The organism is Pyxidicoccus sp. MSG2 (assembly GCF_026626705.1).
Taxonomy (GTDB): Bacteria; Myxococcota; Myxococcia; order Myxococcales; family Myxococcaceae; genus Myxococcus.
The window spans coordinates 9,000,604-9,017,991 of record NZ_JAPNKC010000001.1 but is presented as its reverse complement, the minus strand read 5'-3'; the positions used below and the strand labels follow the sequence as shown (position 1 = coordinate 9,017,991).

General features: G+C 70.9%; 12 protein-coding genes. 6 read left to right on the top strand and 6 right to left on the bottom strand.

Annotation, left to right across the window (positions count from 1 at the left end):
- Positions 1-105: 105 nt before the first annotated feature.
- The 3 genes from OV427_RS35360 to OV427_RS35350 all read right to left on the bottom strand — a co-directional run bounded on the left by OV427_RS35360 (position 106) and on the right by OV427_RS35350 (position 2,474).
- Positions 106-597: a GFA family protein gene (locus OV427_RS35360; RefSeq protein ID WP_267860628.1), complete on the bottom strand. Its 492-nt coding sequence runs from the start codon at positions 595-597 to the stop codon at positions 106-108.
- Positions 598-715: 118 nt separating this feature from the next.
- On the bottom strand, positions 716-1,513 hold the full coding sequence (locus tag OV427_RS35355) for an intradiol ring-cleavage dioxygenase (protein ID WP_267860627.1): 798 nt from the start codon (positions 1,511-1,513) through the stop codon (positions 716-718).
- 97 nt (positions 1,514-1,610) lie between these two features.
- Positions 1,611-2,474 carry a 2-oxo acid dehydrogenase subunit E2 gene (locus OV427_RS35350; protein ID WP_164002269.1) on the bottom strand — a complete coding sequence of 288 codons (864 nt, stop codon included), beginning with the start codon at positions 2,472-2,474 and terminating at the stop codon, positions 1,611-1,613.
- 370 nt (positions 2,475-2,844) lie between these two features.
- Here OV427_RS35350 and OV427_RS35345 point away from each other — a divergent pair, with 370 nt between their 5' ends.
- Positions 2,845-3,549, top strand: coding sequence for an STAS domain-containing protein (locus OV427_RS35345; RefSeq protein WP_267860626.1), 705 nt, complete (start codon positions 2,845-2,847; stop codon positions 3,547-3,549).
- A gap of 38 nt (positions 3,550-3,587) precedes the next feature.
- Positions 3,588-4,184: a hypothetical protein gene (locus tag OV427_RS35340; protein ID WP_267860625.1), complete on the top strand. Its 597-nt coding sequence runs from the start codon at positions 3,588-3,590 to the stop codon at positions 4,182-4,184.
- Positions 4,185-4,243: 59 nt separating this feature from the next.
- Here the strand turns inward: OV427_RS35340 and OV427_RS35335 are convergent, their stop codons facing one another.
- Positions 4,244-7,237, bottom strand: a complete 2,994-nt coding sequence (locus OV427_RS35335) for a DUF7594 domain-containing protein (RefSeq protein WP_267860624.1) — start codon at positions 7,235-7,237, stop codon at positions 4,244-4,246.
- Between the two features lie 207 nt (positions 7,238-7,444).
- Here OV427_RS35335 and OV427_RS35330 point away from each other — a divergent pair, with 207 nt between their 5' ends.
- Positions 7,445-8,785 carry an MFS transporter gene (locus OV427_RS35330; protein ID WP_267860623.1) on the top strand — a complete coding sequence of 447 codons (1,341 nt, stop codon included), beginning with the start codon at positions 7,445-7,447 and terminating at the stop codon, positions 8,783-8,785.
- Positions 8,786-8,792: 7 nt separating this feature from the next.
- Here the strand turns inward: OV427_RS35330 and OV427_RS35325 are convergent, their stop codons facing one another.
- Positions 8,793-8,981 (bottom strand): hypothetical protein, encoded by a 189-nt coding sequence (locus OV427_RS35325; RefSeq protein WP_267860622.1) that lies wholly within the window; start codon positions 8,979-8,981, stop codon positions 8,793-8,795.
- Between the two features lie 64 nt (positions 8,982-9,045).
- Between OV427_RS35325 and OV427_RS35320 the strand changes: the two genes are divergently transcribed.
- Together OV427_RS35320 and OV427_RS35315 are read left to right on the top strand one after the other, a co-directional pair.
- Positions 9,046-9,432 (top strand): hypothetical protein, encoded by a 387-nt coding sequence (locus OV427_RS35320; protein ID WP_267860621.1) that lies wholly within the window; start codon positions 9,046-9,048, stop codon positions 9,430-9,432.
- Between the two features lie 80 nt (positions 9,433-9,512).
- Positions 9,513-11,621: an alpha/beta hydrolase family protein gene (locus tag OV427_RS35315; protein WP_267860620.1), complete on the top strand. Its 2,109-nt coding sequence runs from the start codon at positions 9,513-9,515 to the stop codon at positions 11,619-11,621.
- Between the two features lie 21 nt (positions 11,622-11,642).
- Here OV427_RS35315 and OV427_RS35310 read toward each other — a convergent pair whose 3' ends face one another.
- Positions 11,643-13,499, bottom strand: coding sequence for a glycoside hydrolase family 15 protein (locus OV427_RS35310; RefSeq protein WP_267860619.1), 1,857 nt, complete (start codon positions 13,497-13,499; stop codon positions 11,643-11,645).
- A gap of 158 nt (positions 13,500-13,657) precedes the next feature.
- Between OV427_RS35310 and OV427_RS35305 the strand changes: the two genes are divergently transcribed.
- Positions 13,658-17,386: a VIT domain-containing protein gene (locus tag OV427_RS35305; protein WP_267860618.1), complete on the top strand. Its 3,729-nt coding sequence runs from the start codon at positions 13,658-13,660 to the stop codon at positions 17,384-17,386.
- The last annotated feature ends 2 nt before the right edge of the window (positions 17,387-17,388 follow it).

Below are 17,388 nucleotides of genomic sequence, written 5' to 3'. Positions count from 1 at the left end.
CTTCTATCCATGCGTCGAACGAGCGTTGGCGAAATCGACACGGCATTTATTTTTCGCCCGACACCGCCAACCACCTGAAATCCCTTGGCCTGGGCGCCTGCCCGCTCAGCCGGCCTCCACGCCGTGGCGCTGGTGCCACTGCGCGATGGATTCCTTGGGGTAGCGCTTGAACTTCTTGTCCCCCTTGCTGGCGTGGACCGGGACCCAGCCGGGCTTGAACTCCAGCATGATGTGCACCAACTCGGGCGGCACCGGCAGGGGCGTGTCGATGGCGGAGGCGAACGGGTGGATGAGCTCCGGCCACGTCGGGTCGTAGAGCCAGAGCGCCGAGCCGCACCGGCCGCAGAAGTTGCGCTGGCCCGTGCTCTTGTGCGCCCGCGCGTCCTCCGGGTTCTTGACGCTGGCGCGGTACACCTTGAGGTGCTGCCTGCCGCGCACCTTGAGCGAGTCCGCGTCGCCGGACAGGTTGATGGCGTAGCCCCCGCCGCCCTGCGTCTTGCGGCAGATGGAGCAGTAGCAGCGCATGAACGGCTGGGGATGCTTCGTCTCCACGGTGAAACGCACACCACGGCAGTGGCAGGAACCTTCCAGCTTCATTCGTCCTCCTGAAGGGGGGAAACCCCGGGCCGTGCACCTGAGCACAGCCCGGGCCGCTCGCGGCGGGAAGCTCGCGGCGGATGACCACCCGTCAGCAGAATGCCTCTGCCCGCATCACCTATACGGCAATCGCCACGGTCAGCGTCGCCACATAACCGTCCGTGGTGTTGCCGGTAACGGTAGCCAGCTGCGAGTCGGAGCCGTCACTGAAGACGTTGTCGCTCGACAGGCTCACCTGCCGCAGGTTGCTGACGCTCGCCGAGTAGCCGGTGGTGGCGTACACCTCGTCGCACGCGGCCTTCGGCAGGGCGAGCTGCGAGACGGCAATCTTGTTCCCCGCCTTCGTCGCGGACGCGAGGGCTGGATAGATTTCGAAGTGGATGTGCGGCCAGCGACCCGAGTAGCAGGCGGGGAAGATGGTGGTGAACGTGAGCTGCCCGTTCGCGTCCGTCTCCTGCACGCCGCGCAGGTAGTTCTGGTTCGTCACGCCAGAGGAGTAGAGCGAGTAGCGGCCCTCGCGGTCGCAGTGCCACAGGTAGATGGCGTACCCCTGGAGCGGCTCGCACGTGCCCGAGGCGTTGACGAGCGTCAGGGTGACAGTGAGCGGGATGCCCGCCGCCGTCCCAGTGGCCGTGCCCACGCTGCTCCGGATGTCGCTCCGGACGATGCCCGACTCCGTGAGGACGTTGGGGCCGTTGGAGCCGTCGCCCGGATACGGGCCCGCGGTCTCCGTCGGAATCTTCGAGCAGGAGCCGTCCCCCGGCGTCCCCGTCCCGGAGTCGCTGCCGCCGCAGCCCATCAAGGGCAGCAGGCTCGCGCCCAGGGCGAAGCGCAGCAACGTCCTGCGCTCCATGGAGGCGCCAAGCAGCTTCAGGTCCTGCGCCAGCCCGCCGTCGTCGTGGTCATGCTCGTGCATGTGAATCCTCCCCGGCCCCGCTTCAGGGCCACGGAGGGGATTCCACTTCAGACACCTTGCGAAAAGCTGAAGGCGCCTCGCGGGACTGTCTGCCCGCCTACCCCACCGCGGCCACGGGGGCCTCGGCGGCCTCCGGGAGCGCGTCGAAGCTCTCGAAGGGGTTCTCCAGCATCTCCCGCAGGGTGTTGGCGAGCACGCCGGCGTGGAACCCGTCGATGAAGCGGTGGTCGAACGTCGCGTTGATGTTCATCACCTTGCCCGGCACCACCTTGCCGTCCTCCACCACCGGCACCTCCTTCACCGCGCCGGGCGCGACGAAGATGGGCACGCGGGTGTACGGCGCCAGCGGCACGTACGCCGTGTCCAGCCCCAGCGAGCCCACGTTGGTGATGATGGCCGAGCCGAACGCGTCCTTCGGCATGCCGAACCGGCTCAGGTCCAGGTTCAGCGTGTACATGAAGAAGGACAGGAGCCAGGTGAAGGTGTTGAGGAAGAGGTAGGGAATCTTCTGGATGGTCCCCTTGCCCTTCTCCAGCGCCACGTCGCGGCGCTCGCGCACGCGGCGCACCGCCTCCTCCAGGTCTCCGGCAATCTCGCGCAGGCTCTTCTTGTCCGCGTCCTCGATGCGCGCCGAGGTGAGGTCCACCTTGCCGCCGTCCGTCTGCACCACGAGCGTGGAGAGCGTCACCCGCTGGCGCAGGTAGATGCGGTTGTAGCGGAGGATGGCGTTGGCGTCCGGGCAGCGGCGCAGCGCCTCGCCCATCGCCTTGGCCACCAGGTGCGTCACCGTGAGCCGCACGCCGGTGCGCTGGCGGAAGGCCTCGATGTACGCCATCGCCTTGTCCATGCGCACCGTCAGCGTCCCGTAGACGGTGGGGTCATACGCCGTCTTCCAGCTCCCGATCGCCAGCTTGCGGAAGCTCGACAGGTCGCGCTTCGGTATCAACTCCAGGTGCGCCATGGCCGCAGTCCCTCCTTCGGAACGCCTACGCGGTGGAGGCGCAGTGTCGCGGCTTCTCCCCTCCAAAGGGAAGGTGGTCCACGGCGTCTGCTCGCCTGCTCGACCTCAACGCACTGCGCCAAAAAAAGAACCCGGGCAGGCAGCCGACGCAATGACTCATCAAGAGCCGCGCACCCTGTATTGCCTTTCATCGTCCCGGGAAACCCGCTGTTACCGCCATGTCTCGCTTGAATGTCTCAACCTGTGCTCCTGGCGGCCTTCCGAGGGACGGCCCCCTGCCCTTGATACGGATATTTGTTTTGGGCATAACAATTCATTGGCCTCGGCCCGGGCCCCCCTACTCTTCCCCCGGGCGCCGGTCCCTCCCCCCATGCGCCAGCCCCAACCGGAGTCCTCCTCCACCGTCGCCATCGACCTGGAGCGCCTGGAGCGCGTCCGCGACGTGCTGGCGATGATTTCCCTGGGCGAGTTCGACCCGAACCAACACCTCATCCCCCTGGATGGGGAGGACGCGTTCTCCTCCTTCGAGGAGACCATCAACCTCTTCGCCCGGCAGCTCCACGCCTCGGTGAAGGAGAACGCGCAGTCCATCCAGAAGCTCGAGTCCGCGCGCAGCGAGCTGGAGGAGAAGCTGGCCACCATCGAGCGGCAGCGCGAGGCCATCCGGGACTTGTCCACGCCCATCATCGAGCTGTGGGACAACATCCTGACGCTGCCCATCGTCGGCGTCATGGACACGCTGCGCTCGGTGGAGATGACCGAGCGGCTCCTGCACCGCATCTCCCAGGGCAAGGCCCGCTGCGTCATCATCGACATCACCGGCGTGGAGGTGGTGGACACCGCGACGGCCAACCACTTCGTGAAGATGGTGGCCGCCGCGCGCCTGCTCGGCACCCACTGCGTCATCACCGGCATCAGCCCCTTCATCGCCCAGACGCTGACCCAGATTGGCGTGGAGCTGCGCGGCGTGAAGACGCTCGCCACGCTCCGCGACGGCATCCAGGAGTGCCTGCTGCACCTGCGCAACAACTCCGCCCTGCGCGCCTTCGAGGCGAGCGGCGGGCAGCGCACCTGAGTCCCCGCCCCGAACGCCCCCTTCCCCAGAAAGCTCCCATGACCGAATACGTATCCATCAGCCGGCTGGCCGTCAGCGGCTCGAGCACCGTCTCCATCGTCGACGCCGTCAAGGGCTTCTCCGTCCTCATCGAGGAGTTGATGAAGACGATGAAGATCCAGACGCGCGACGCCCAGGGCAGGCCCGTCGTGGACCCGACGGCCTGGTACCCGCTCGAGAACTACCTGCCCGTCTACAAGAAGATCGAGACGCTGCTCGGAGGCCGGGGCCTGGAGAAGGTGGGCTCGATGATTCCCCAGTTCGCCGAGTTCCCGCCGAACATCCGCGACATCCACTCGGCGATCGCGGGCATCGACGTCGCCTACCACATGAACCACCGCCTGGACGGCAAGCCCATGTTCAACCCGGCGACGGGGGAGATGCTGGAGGGAATCGGGCACGTCAGCTTCCAGCCCGTGGCCGGGAAGAACGAGGCCCTCGTGGTGTGCGACGACCTCTACCCGTGCCGCTTCAACGTGGGGCTCATCCGGGGCATGGCCCAGCGCTTCGAGCCCAAGGCCACCCTCACGCACGGCCCGCACCAGGACTGCCGGCTGAAGGGCGCGGCCACCTGCGCCTACCTCATCAACTGGTGATGCACCCTCGCGCGAGGCCGTCCAGAGCCCGGCCTCGCGCGAAGTCCCGCTTCGGCTGACTACGGCTTCAGCTGGAGGCGCAGCAGGTCCGAGCGCCGCGACAGCGGCGTGTACCAGGTGCCGTCCAGCTCGAACGGGCCGGTGAAGTCCCCGGACGCCACGACGCCGTCCTGCGTGGCCGCGAGCTGGAGCCGGTTGCCCAGCGCATCGAAGACGCGCACCCAGCGCGTCCCCAGATCCGAGCCGAACGCCGCCACCGTCGGGCGCGCCGTGTCGGGGGAGGCCGGGCCCACCGGTCCCAGCCCGAAGCCACTGCCGCCGCCCTCCTGCGAGGTGACGAGCGTGCCCGCCGCGTCCACGACGAGGTCACCGAAAATGTGCCGGGGGAACTGGCGCAGCGCGAGGTCGGCGCCCGTGCTGGAGAGCAGCCCCAGCATGCCGTCGCGCGGGCCGCCCTCGTAGTCGTCCGGGTCGCTGCTGGCGTACGCCTGGCCGGCGAACGTGAAGCGGCCCCCGAAGTCGGCCGCGAACGCGACGCGCCCATCCGGCAGTACGCCCACGCCCGTCAGGCTGCTCCATTGGACCGGAAGGACGCGGGACCAGGCGTGCGCGCCGGCCGACGTCCACCGCGCCACGAAGGGACCGCGCCCGGAGATGGCGCCCCCGCCAAAGTCCGTGTCGCCCCCCGACCAGCCACCGACGGTGATGCTCTCCGCGGCGTCCACGGCGACGCTCGTCGCCAGCGTCCCGCGCAGGCCGCTGCCCACCAGCACGTGAGACCAGAGGTACGCGCCGTCCCACTGGAGCTTCAGGACGAAGGAGTTCGGGTACTCGTCGTCGTACGGGTAGGGCTTGCCCGAGTACACCGGGCCGGTGCCGAAGTCCGTGTAGCCCCAGAACGTGCCCACCAGGATGGCGCTGCCGTGCGCGTCCGTGGCCAGGTCATACGCGGTCATCGGATTGTCCTGGCGCCCCTCGGAGGTGTCGAACCACGCCGTGAAGCCGCGCGTCCAGTCCACCGCGCCCGACGGCGTGAGCTTCACCACCACCAGGCCCGAGCCCCGCGGCAGCGCGCCCTTCCCCAGGTCCGGAGCCCCGGAGTAGCTGCCCGCCACCAGGACGTTGCCCAGCGCCGTCACCGTCACCCGGCTCAGCTCCACCCCCGCCTGCGCGAAGGAGCGCGTCCACGCCACGCTCCCGTCCGCGCGGTGGAGGGTGATGACGTTCGTCTGCGCCAAGGAATAGGGCGCGGCCGGCGTCTGCTCCACCGTGCTCAGGGCCGCGAAGCCACCGCCCGGCGCCGGGGCGATGTGGACGGAGCGCTCCGCGAGCGGGCCGCCCGACTGGCGCGCCCACGCCGTGGTGCCCGAGGGCTGCGTGCCCCGGTACGAGCAGAACGCGCCCGTCTCGTAGACGACGACGAGCTGGGGCGCGCCGGAGATGATGCCCTTCTCCTGCGCCTCCGACGAGACGAAGCGCGCCCCGTCCGTGCTGTCCGGCAGCAGGGCGAAGGTGTAGCGGCCGGACGCCGTCACCACGTCCGTCACGTCGTACTCCACCCATGCGTCGCGGGCGACGGCACCGAGGTCTCCGAGAGCGCTCCCCGTCACCGCCGGGCGATGGCTCCAGTCCGTCGCCGCCGCGTCGAAGGGCGCCGCACGGAAGAGCCTCGGCCCATTGCCCGTCCCGTCCACCGAGTACAGGCGCAGCAACACGCGGCGCACCTGGCCGGCGCCCAATTGCACGTCGAAGTCGAGGAAGCTCTCCGCGCGCGGCTCCGAGTCCACCCGCAGCGCCGCCTGGTGGTGGAACGTCATGTCCGGCGTGCCCTCGTCGGCGTACGTGTCCTGCGCCGTGCCCGTCCCGGCGGAGAAGAGCTCCGTGCGCGTCAGGCACGCATCCGTGGGCGCGGCCCCGGGCGCGCCCGACCAGACGAGGAGCTTCGGGCGACGCGGGGTGTCCGCGCTCTCACGCGACAGGAACGTCACCCCGTCGGTGGACGTCCCGTAGAGCCCGAGCGTGTAGTCACCATTGCCGCGCACGAGGTCCGTCACGTCGTAGTCCACGGACGCGCCCGCGGCGATGGCCTGCGAGTCGTCCAGCGCCGCGCCCACCTTCGTGGGGCGGCTGTTCCAGGTGACGGTGGCCTCGCTCCAGCTCCCCTGCGTTGCGTACACCGCCGGGCCGTCATCCGTGCCCGCGCTGGCGTACACGCGCAGCACCGCGCGCTGCACCGTCTCCGTCAGCCCCTGCACCGAGAAGCGCAGGTGCACCTCCTGCTGCGGCGAGTTGTCCGCGAGCAACGACGTGGAGGCGCCACCGCTGGCGGAGGTCGCGCTGTCCGCGGAGACGTACGTGTCCGCGCTCGGCGAGAAGCTCACGGGGGCGCCGGACACCGGCAGCGGCGCGGGGGCGGGCGTCGGGTGGTCCTCGGCGGACTCCACCGTGAGGACGAGCTGCGGGCGGAGCGTCGTGTCGGGGTGCTCGCTGGAGGCCAGCGTCACGCCGTCCGTGCTGTCCGCGGACATGTAGATTTCGACCCAGCCGCCCCCGTAGACGTACATGCTCGAGACGTCCAACTCCATCCAGGTACCGCTGGCCACGGGCCCCGCGGTCGCTATCCGCCAGCCGTCCCACTGCGGGCGGGTGTTCCACGTCACCGTCTCGTTCCAGCTGCGGACGCCCGGCGGGTCATAGACAGAGGGCCCGTTGGAGGAGCCATCCAGCGCGTACAGGCGCAGCCGCGCCGCCGTCACCATCCCCGGAAGCTCTGGCACCAGGAACTTGAGGTAGGCCTGGGACTCGGGCGCGAGGTCCACCTCCAGCGTGGGCGAGGAGCCGTAGCTCGTCGTCGCAGCCGTCGCCACCACGTGCGCATCCGCTGCGGCCGCCACCGTCACCGTCTGCGTCGTCAGTGGCGCTTCCTTCGCGCCCGCGCTTTCGGGCTCCGCTGTGGAATCCGTTGCCTCATCGTGGGTTGTGCCGCACCCTGCGAGGACCGCGAGCGCCACACCCATGCCCCACCCCACCACCGCGCCTGTCCACCTTCTCACACGCTTCCTCCCTCTGGCCCCACGGAAGCGGCAGGTGAGCAACAGGTGCGCCAGCCCGAGGAATGAGCGGAGCCCGGCGGAGCCACGGCTGCCTGCCCTCCAGACAGGCGATGGCGGCGTCCTCCTTGTGGTGCCCAGGTTTCCCGCAGCACGCCGCGCGGCCAGCGCCCGTCACGCGGACATCCGGGAAGGAGCAGGCGCTTAATCATGGAGGAGCGAGCATCCGGGGCGCCGCGCCCACGCGGAGGGTGGAGGTTCGGGCTCCGGGCCCTGAGCTCCCGCAACTACCGGCTCTTCTTCGTGGGGCAGAGCGTGTCGCTCATCGGCACGTGGCTCACGCGGGTGGCGACCGCCTGGCTGGTGTACCGGCTCACCGGGTCGGCGCTGCTGCTGGGGGTCATCGGCTTCTGCGGGCAGATTCCCACCTTCCTCCTGGGCCCCCTCGCGGGCGTCCTGGTGGACCGGTGGAACCGGCACCGGGTGCTGGTGGTGACGCAGGTGCTGGCAATGCTCCAGTCGCTCGTGCTCGCGGTGCTCGCGCTCAGCGGCCACATCGCCGTGTGGCACGTCGGCGCGCTGATGGTGTTCCAGGGGCTCATCAACGCCTTCGACATGCCGGCGCGGCAGTCCTTCGTGGTGGAGATGGTGGAGGACCGCGCGGACCTGCCCAACGCCATCGCCCTCAACTCGTCCATCTTCAACGGGGCGCGACTGCTGGGCCCGTCCGTGGCCGGCGCGCTCATCGCCGTCCTGGGAGAGGGCGGCTGCTTCCTCATCGACGCGTTCAGCTACCTGGCGGTGATTGCCTCACTGCTGGCCATGCGCATCACCCCGCGCACCCGCACGCAGGGCCCGCAGCACGTCCTCACGGAGTTGAAGGAGGGCTTCCAGCACGCCTTCCACTTCCCGCCCATCCGCACCCTGCTGGGGCTCATCGCCGTGGTGAGCCTGATGGGGATGCCCCTCACCACGCTGATGCCGGTGATGGCGTCCCAGGTGCTGCACGGCGGGCCCAACACGCTGGGCTTCCTGATGGCCGCGTCCGGACTGGGCGCGCTGACGGGCGCGCTGTTCCTGGCCTCCCGGCGCTCCGTGCGCGGGCTGGGCGGCGTCATCTTCACCACCACCCTGCTCTTCGGCGCGGGGCTGCTGGCGTTCTCAGCTTCGCGGCACCTGGCCCTGTCGATGGTGACCATGGTGCTCTGCGGCTTCGGGATGATGGTGACGACGGCGTCCAGCAACACCGTGCTGCAGACCATCGTCGAGGAGCGGATGCGCGGCCGGGTGATGAGCTTCTACGCCATGGCCTTCATGGGCACCGCGCCCTTCGGGAGCCTGCTGGCGGGCGTGCTGGCCACGCACCTGGGCGCGCCGCGGACGCTCGCCATCGGCGGCGCCATGTGCCTGCTGGGCGCGGCGTGGTTCCGGATGAAGCTGCCGGGCCTGCGCGCGCACGTGCGCCCCATCTACCAGCGCCTGGGCATCATCCCGGAGGTGGCCACGGGGATGGACATCGCGGCGGAGCGCACCGGCCCCCGCGAGAGCTGAGCCGCGCTCAGCCCTCCGCGCGCCCCGGCGTCTTGTCCGGGTCCGGCCAGGGATGCGTCCGGTGCGGCGCCTCCTCGTCATCTCCCTCGGCACAGCCCGGCGTGTGGCCGGGCTCCTCTTCCACGTAGGCGCCCTGGCGCTCCAGCACGTCCTCTTCTGGCTCGCCCATGCGTCGGCGTTCGTCGATGTCCGGCATGAGTCCTCCCTTCAGCGAAGATAGTCAGCCGTGGGAAGATGAGGACTCGCGCCGGAGGGCACGCATGTCCACGCAGAAGGGAGCCGTCCACCGGCTCCTCGCCACCACGGCGCGGTTCGTGGGGAATGTCGCCAGCGGGCTGATGACGGTGTACGTCGTCCTCCGGCCCGACCGCGCGGGGAGCGAGCGGGCCCGGAAGAACGCGGACGTCCTCATCGCCGCCTGCCGGGCCTTCCAGGCGAAGCACGGCCGGTTCCCCGCCACGCTGGAGGAACTGGTCCCCGGCTTCCTGCCGGAGCTCCCCCGCGCGAAGTACGACGGGCCGCACTTCGGCTTCACCTACGAGCCGAACGGCGACTCGACACGGCACGTGCTGGGCTGGACGGAGGTGATTCCCTTCGGCCGCCCCTTCTACGTCCTCGAGGAGGACCGCTGGGGCTACCTGGATTGAGCCGCGCCCTGTGCAGGGCCTGACAGACGCCCGGAGCGCCGGAATGGAGTCCCCGGCGCGGCGCTGTAGCTTGCCGCGCCATGCGCTCCTTCCTGTTCGCACTCGTCACGCTGCTGACCGCCTGCGCGAGCTCGCCGCAGCCCCAGCCGCCGCCGGAAGCCCCTCCCACCGCCACCGCGCCGGACGCCACCACCCCGGCCGGCGCGACGGGCATGCCGGGTGCCGTCCCCGTTGACGGCGCGCAGGCCAGCGCGGGGCCCGCGACGTCCGGGGGCCCCGCTCCCGCGGACGCGGAGGTGAAACCGGAGAAGGTGGCGCCGGACGTTCCCACCGGCGCGGACGCGGCGCGCATCGCCGAATTGGGGCGCAAGGTGACGCCGCTGGTGGACGCCTTCGTCAACCTGGAGCCCCAGCTCACCCGTGACGGCAAGCAGGCCCTCTTCATCTCCAGCCGCGACGGCCTGCCCCAGGTCTACGTGGCCGACGCCCGGCGCCCCGACGCGCCCGCGAAGCGCCTCTTCGAGTGGGGCGAGCGCGTGTCGCAGCTCACGACGACGCCGGATGGCCGCTCGCTGGTGTTCCTCTCCGACACCGGCGCCGACGAGAACTGGTCCATCTGGAAGGTGGGACTGGACGGCTCCGCGCCGGTGGAGCTCACCGCGGGCGAGAAGCTCAACCGCGACAACGCGCTCGTGCCCGACCTGGCGCCGGACACCGTGTACTTCAGCGGGCGGCCCATGAACGAGGCACAGACCACGCTGTACGCGGTGCCCGTCTCCGGGGGCGCGTCCCGAGTGGTGTACCGCGAGGACCTGCCGGGCTTCCTCACCGACGTGAGCCGCGACGGCAAAGCGGGCCTCTACGTGCGCTACCCGTCGCGCTCGGAGAACTACCTCCTGCGCGTGGACCTCGCGTCCGGCCAGACGCGGCCGCTCTACCCGCGCGAGGGCAAGGTGGCCGTCTTCGACGCCCGCTTCTCTCCAGACGGGAAGACGGTGTACGTGGCCACCGACGGCGGCGGTGAGCAGGCGTGGCTGCTGGCGCTCGACGCGGAGAGCGGCGAGGAGAAGGCGCGGTACGTGGAGACGGCCCCCGCCACCGCGCAAATCAACAGCGTCGAGGTCTCCAAGGTGGGCGGCCTGGTCGGCCTCTCGCTCGGAGCAGGCAACCGGAGCGAGCTCCGGCTGCTGGATGCGCGCACGCTGAAGTCCCGTGCCCGCATCGCCATGCCTCTGGGCCAGGGCAGCCTGGGCCGGTTCTCCGAGGACGGCCGGCGCCTCACCGCCCAGTGGTCCACGCCCACGGCGCCCACCGACGTCTGGGTGGTGGACACGAAGACGGGCAAGGTGTCACCGCTGCGCCGTGAGCCGCGCACGTCCCTGAAGGAGGTGCCCGCCATGGACGTGAGCATCACCTCCGTCCGCGCGCACGACGGGTTGGAGCTGCCCGTCAACGTCTACCTGCCGAAGCAGCGCACCGGGAAGCTGCCGGTCATCGTCAGCTATCACGGTGGGCCTTCCGGAACCTCGCAGATTCGCTGGTCGCCGATGACTGCGTTCTTCCTGTCACAGGGTTACGCCTGGGTGGAGCCGAACGTGCGCGGCTCCGACGGCTTCGGGCGTGCGTTCGAGGAGGGAGACAACGGGCCGGCGCGCCCGGCGGCGTTCAAGGACATCGAGGCCACCGGCCGGTGGGCGGCGTCCCAGCCCTGGGCGGACCCGGACCGCGTCATCATCTTCGGCGGCAGCTATGGCGGCTACACCGTGCTGGTGGGGCTCACCCGCATGCCTGATTTGTGGCGCGCGGGCGTGGACCTGTTCGGCGTGGCGGACCTGAAGACGTTCATGGCCACGACCAGTGGCTTCATCCGCGAAATCTTCCTGGTGGAGTTCGGCGACCCGGACAAGGACGCCGCCTTCCTGGAGTCCATCTCCCCGCTCAAGGACGTGGACCGCATCGTCGACCCGCTCTTCGTCTACGCAGGCGCCAATGACCCGCGCGTGCCGCGCAGCGAGTCGGACCTCATCGTCCGCGCCCTGCGCGAGCGCAAGGTGCCCGTCGAGTACATGGTGGCCGACAACGAGGGACACTCGCTCGCGCGGAAGGAGAACCTCATCGAGTTCCTCTCCCGCGCGGCCCGCTTCCTGGAGGCCCATGCGGCACCCGCCGGAAAGGTGGGCGCGAGGTAGCCGGCCGCATTCCGCAACCGCTCAGCCCGCGGCGGTCGCCGCCTCGGTCGAGTCGTCGGGTCGGCCGGGGCGCGCACGCGCCTGGGAGATGGCCCAGGCCGCGTTCACCAGCCCCACGTGGCTGAAGGCCTGCGGGTAGTTGCCGAGCACCACGCGCCGCTCCTCGTCCACCTCTTCGGCCAGCAGGCCCACGTCGTTGGCGAAGGACGCGGCGCGGGTGAAGGTGACGGTGGCCGCCTCCAGCTCGCCCGCCATCGCCTGCACCTGCGCGAGCCAGAAGGTGCACAGGAGGAATGCGCCCTCCCCGCCCTCCACCCCGTCGTCCATGCGGTAGCGGTGGACGAGCCCGTTGCGGTCCGTGAGGTGCGTCTGGATGGCCCGCACGGTGGAGCGCACCCGAGGGTCATCCGCGGGCAGGAAGCCGACGATGGGAATCATCAGGCACGCGGCGTCCAGGACGTCCGAGCCAAAGGCCTGCGTGAAGGCGCCCACGTCCTCGTTCCAGCCCTCCTCCAGCAGCGCCCGGCGGATGTCGTCGCGCGTGCGGCGCCAGCGCTCCACGCGGTCCCCGGCTTCCAGTCGCTCCGCCAGGCGGACGGCCCTGTCCAACGCCACCCAGCACATCAGCTTCGAGTGGACGAAGTGGCGTGGCTCGCAGCGCATCTCCCAGAGGCCCTGGTCCTTCTGCTTCCAGCGCTTCGCCGCCATCTCCGCGGCGTCCACCAGGAAGCGGCGGAAGGCGCCGTCCGTCTTGTCCAGCAGGTCCTCCAGCCGGTGCGCGGAGCCCAGCAGCTCGCCGTAGACGTCGAGCTGGCGTTGCTTCCAGGCGTCGTTGCCCACGCGCACCGGCGCGCTGCCGCGCCAGCCGGAGAGGTGACACAACGTGCGCTCGGTGAGGTCGTGCTCGCCGCCGACGCCGAACATGGCCTGCAGTTCCTGCCCGCTGGCGAGCTGCGACTGCGCCGCCTCCGCGAGGAACTGGAAGTAGCGCTCCGCCTCGTCCGGACAGGCCGCCACCCAGAGCGCGTCCAGGGTGAAGCTGGCATCGCGCAGCCACGTATAGCGGTAGTCCCAGTTGCGCACGCCGCCCAGCTCCTCCGGCAGTGACGTGGTGGGCGCGGCGATGACGGCGCCCGTGGGCTGGAAGGTGAGCCCTTGCAGCACGCGGCCGCTGTGGTGGACGAGCTCGCGCCACGGGCCCTCGTAGCCCTGGTGCGCGTCGGACCAGGAGCGCCAGGTCTCCGTCGTGTCCTCCAGACGGCGGGCAATCTTCTCCTGCGTCCACAGCGCCACCGGCTCCGACCAGGTGAGCTGGTGCTGCACCGCGAAGCCGGTGGACTCGCCAGCGCGCAGGGTGAAGGTCGCCCGGACGTCCGAGCCTTCCAGACGCAGCGGCACCGCCGAGGCCAATAGCAGCGCCTCCGCCCCACCCCGGCACTCCACACCGCCGTCCTTCTGGCGAAGGGACGGGGAGATGAGCCCGTACTCCGGCCTGGCGCCCAGCTCGAGCGCGAGCGTGACTTCGCCTCGAGTACACGTGACATGGCGCAGCAACACACCGGGCGAGGCGCGGCCCAGCTCGTGCCCGCGCTCGTGGCTGCCCATCGCCAGGGCGTCCCGCAGCACCACCGTGCCCGTCGGCGTATGGAAGGTGGTCTCCAGCACGAGCGTCTGCTCGCGGTAGCGGCGCGTGGCGCGGGCCTCGCCCTCGGGGCGCAGCGAGAAGTGACCCGCCTTCGCGTCGAGGAGCCGGGCGAAGACGGAGGGCCCGTCGAAGCGGGGGAAGCAGAGCCAGTCCACCGAGCCCATCCGGCTCACCAGGGCCGCCGTGCGGCAGTCCGACAGCAGGGCGTAGTCGCTGATGGAGAGCGTGCTCATGCGGTGCGGTGCCGTCCCCTCGTTGGAGTTCTCTGTCCGCTCACGGTTGGGATGCGAGGCCCGGGTCACAAGCACCACCGGGCGCACGGGCCGGGCCTGGGGTGCCCGTCCGGGGGGCAGGCGACGGGGCGAAGGGCGTTGGGTTAACGTCCCCCACCATGCACCTCACGCGCTTCTCTACCGCCGTGCTGCTGACGTGCCTCGTCGTGGCGGGCTGCAACCGCGGTTCGACCTCGACGCCTCCCGCCACGCCGGAACCGGAGACACCTGCCCGGGCCGCGCTGACGCCCCCCTTCGAGAAGGCCGGGCTCGTGGCGCCCACCACGGCGCCAGGCCAGCCCGACCCGGGCGTGGTCGACCTCGCGGAGCTGCGCGACTCCGTGGCCGACCCGCAGGTGCTCAGCGAGGAGCAGATCGCGAAGCTGCTCCGCTCCGGGGAGGAGCTCGAGGAGCAGCGGCTCCGCGCCGCGCTCTCCGAACGGGAGCGCGAGGAGCAGCGGCGCAACGCCGCGCTCTCCGAGCGGGAGCGGCAGGAGCGGCTCCAGGCGCGCGCCGCGACCAACGACGCGCTGGAGCGCGATGAGGGCGAGGTCCGGGACGATGCCGAGCCCATGGCCGTGGCCGCCCCGCCCCCGCCCCCTCGCGCGGCCGCGGCACCCGCCGCGGAACCCGTCGAGGAAGTCGTCGAAGGCGGAGTCGTCGGTGGCGTGGTGGGCGGCGTCGTGGGGGGCTCGCTCGGCGGAGTGGTGGCGGAACGGCCCGGCTCCGCGGGCGAGGCGCAGCCCCGGGAGCTCCAGCAGAAGCGCCGTGAAATCATCCAGATCATCAAGGGTGGGAGTGCGGGCGGCTCCGCGGCCAAGCCGTCGAAGGCCTCTGCTGACGCGGCCGAGGACCTCCCCACCCCGGTGCTGCCCAAGGTGGAGGCGGCGCCCCGCGCGGCGAAGGTGCTCGTCATGGACGAGTCCGGCCGCTACCAGCCCCTCAAGACGCGTGCCATCCGCGTGGTGACATACATCCAGGGCGCCCGCGCCCGCACCGTGGTGGACCACCTCTTCGAGAACGACACGAACCGCAACCTCGAAGGCACCTTCTACTACCCGCTCCCCGGCGGCGCGGCCGTGGCCGGCTTCGCGCTCTACTCCGGCTCGGTCTCCGTCAACACGCCTTCCCTCTTCCAGTCCTCGGACCTGCTGCCGCCACTGGGGGACGACTCGGCGCGAGTGGAAGAACTGGGAGCCGCCGCGCCTCCCAGCCCGAAGGGGGCGAAGCGCTCCTGGGGCGAGCGCCAGGAGGCCCGCGTCGTCGAGCAGAAGCGCGCCCGGGAAGTCTACGAGGAGATTGTCCGCCGCAACGTGGACCCGGCGCTGCTGGAGTGGGCGGGCGCCTCCACCTTCAGCGCCCGCGTCTTCCCCCTGCCGCCGAAGTCCCTCAAGCGCGTGGTCATCGCGTACGAGCAGACGCTCCTCTTCGACGGGAAGAACCTGCGCTACACGTGGCCGCTGCCCGCGGGCGCAGGCAAGGACGTCCAGGTGTCCGCGCGCCTCCACGTGGACCCGCGCCAGGCGGACTCGGTGACGGTGCAACCCGAGACGTCCGCGCCGCGCACCCTGGGCCCGTGGCGGACGTATGACTTCGCGAAGCTGCAAGGGGACGGCGCGCTCGCGGCGGCGCTCACCCCGAAGCGCGCGGAGGCGGATGTGCTCGTGGGCCGAGACGTGGCGGGCCTGCCGGGCCAGGCGTTCCATGCGCGCGTGCGGCTGCCGGCGCGGCTCACCTCGGAGGCGGAAGGGCCTCCCACCGGACGCGCGGTGCTGGTGGTGGACACCTCGCTGTCCATCGAGGACGGCAACGCGTGGGCACTCCAGGCGGCCACCCTTCGCGCCCTGCTGGAGAAGGACACGACGCTCCAGGAGTACGCCATCCTCCTCTTCGACGTGCGCCCGCGCTGGCTGCATGGGACGGGCTGGCGCACCAACGACGCCGGGCACCGGAAGGAGACCTTCGCCGAGCTGGAGCGCATCTTCCTCGAGGGCGCCTCCCACGTGGACGGCGTGCTGGCGGAACTGGACCGCGCCAGCGGCGAGTGGCTGAAGCCCGCGCAGCCCGGCGGGAAGGTGACGGCGTTCCTCCTGTCGGATGGCAACGTCACCTGGGGGCAGAGCAACGTGGAGTCGCTCATCTCCCGGCACTCCAGCGCGGAGTCGCTGCGCTGGGTGACGTACCGCTTCGGAGAGGCCGCGGTGAACGCCGAGCTGTTCGACTCGCTGGCCCGCGCCAGCGGTGGCCGCGTGGTGAACGTGCTCTCGGGCTCCGAGGTGGAGGCCGCGGCCCGGGCGCACCGTGCCGCCGCCGTGGTGCTGGAGCGCGTGGAGGTGAAGGGCGCGGCGGTGAAGGACCTGGTGGTCGCGGGACGGCCGCACCTCGTCTTCCCCGGGCAGGAGCTGCAGGTGGCCGGGCGGCTCCCCGAGGACGGCGCCGCCGAGCTGGTGGTGGTGACGCGCGCCAATGGCGAGGAGCGCGTCCTGCGCGTTCCCCTGCCCCGGGATGAAGACAGCCCCTTCGCCCCGCGCGCGTGGGCGGAGCTGTTCGTCGCACGGCTGGTGTCCCTGGACGACGAGCGGCTGGACCGGATGGCGGTGGCGCTCAGCCAGCACTACCGGCTGGCCAATGCCCGCGCGTCCATGCTCGTGCTGGAGTCCGAGGCCGACTACACGCGCTACGCCATCCGCGACGAGCGCGTGGAGCTGAACGATTTGGAAGCCCTGCGCCGGAAGGAGGAGGACCAGCGGCGGGACAAGCTCCAGGGGATTGCCCTGGATGAGGTGCAGAAGTCGGGGCAGGACGTCGTGCGCGTGCTGACGGAGAAGCGGACGGCGCTGTCCGCGATGCTGAAACGCCAGCCCTTGCGCGAGGACCCCTACGCCGGCGGCGAGGAGCGGCTCCAGGCGGAGCTGGCGTACCGGCAGGCCCGCCGCGCCAACAAGGATGACGTCATGGTGTACGAGGCGGTGGCGCGCAAGCGGGCCTTCTCGGGTGACACGTGGGGCGCGGTGCGGGCGCTGTCGTCTCCGGTGGAGCTGCGCCCGAAGGACGCCGAGGCGCTGCGGCTGGTGGGCTACGGACTGCTGGCGATGGGGCAGTTCCCCGCGGCCGCGGAGCTGTTCGAGCACGTGCGGCTCAACCGCCCGTTCGAGGGGCAGGCCTTCCTGGAGGAGGCGCTCGCGCTGGACGCGGCGGGCCGGTACGCGGAGGCGGCGCGGAACTACGAAATCGTCCTTGCCCGCGGCTGGGCGCGGCACACGTCCGAGCTGCGCGTCGTGGCGTCGTACCACTACGCGCGGATGCTGTGGTCGCTGGCCCGCCACCCGCGCGCGGAGGGCGCGGCCGAGGTGCTGCGGGCGCGGCTCAGGGAGCTGTCCGAGAAGCCGGGGAAGTATGACGACGAAGACATGACCGGGCTCATCTCCGTGTCCCCCATCGACTACCAGCTCACGACGCACTGGAACTCGGACAGCACGGACATCGACCTGTGGGTCATCGAGCCGAACGGCGAGAAATGCTTCTACCAGCACAAGGAGACGCGGCTGGGCGGGAAGCTCTTCTGGGACATCACGGATGGCCTGGGGCCGGAGCTGTACCACTCGCGCAAGGCGGCGCCGGGGCCGTACCACGTGGTGGTGCACTACTACGGCAACCGTTCTTCACGGTTCGTGGTGCCCACGGCGCTGTTGCTGGTGAGTGACCGGGGCGTGTTCGGTGAAGCGGACTCGAACCGGCGGCGCTTCCAGCTCCGCATCCTGCCGAAGGACAACGCGCGCCTGCTGCTGCGCCGCGAGGAACTGGTGGCGAGCTCGAAGGACGCGGTGTCCACGCCGTCCCCGCAGTGAGC

Bases quoted from the DNA above. Each gene is read 5' to 3' on its own strand.
- OV427_RS35310 (WP_267860619.1), bottom strand. From the start codon at position 13,499: ATGAGCACGCTCTCCATCAGCGACTACGCCCTGCTGTCGGACTGCCGC.
- OV427_RS35325 (WP_267860622.1), bottom strand. From the start codon at position 8,981: ATGCCGGACATCGACGAACGCCGACGCATGGGCGAGCCAGAAGAGGAC.
- OV427_RS35340 (WP_267860625.1), top strand. From the start codon at position 3,588: ATGACCGAATACGTATCCATCAGCCGGCTGGCCGTCAGCGGCTCGAGC.
- OV427_RS35320 (WP_267860621.1), top strand. From the start codon at position 9,046: ATGTCCACGCAGAAGGGAGCCGTCCACCGGCTCCTCGCCACCACGGCG.
- OV427_RS35355 (WP_267860627.1), bottom strand. From the start codon at position 1,513: ATGCACGAGCATGACCACGACGACGGCGGGCTGGCGCAGGACCTGAAG.
- OV427_RS35360 (WP_267860628.1), bottom strand. From the start codon at position 597: ATGAAGCTGGAAGGTTCCTGCCACTGCCGTGGTGTGCGTTTCACCGTG.
- OV427_RS35315 (WP_267860620.1), top strand. From the start codon at position 9,513: ATGCGCTCCTTCCTGTTCGCACTCGTCACGCTGCTGACCGCCTGCGCG.
- OV427_RS35350 (WP_164002269.1), bottom strand. From the start codon at position 2,474: ATGGCGCACCTGGAGTTGATACCGAAGCGCGACCTGTCGAGCTTCCGC.
- OV427_RS35345 (WP_267860626.1), top strand. From the start codon at position 2,845: ATGCGCCAGCCCCAACCGGAGTCCTCCTCCACCGTCGCCATCGACCTG.
- OV427_RS35330 (WP_267860623.1), top strand. From the start codon at position 7,445: ATGGAGGAGCGAGCATCCGGGGCGCCGCGCCCACGCGGAGGGTGGAGG.
- OV427_RS35305 (WP_267860618.1), top strand. From the start codon at position 13,658: ATGCACCTCACGCGCTTCTCTACCGCCGTGCTGCTGACGTGCCTCGTC.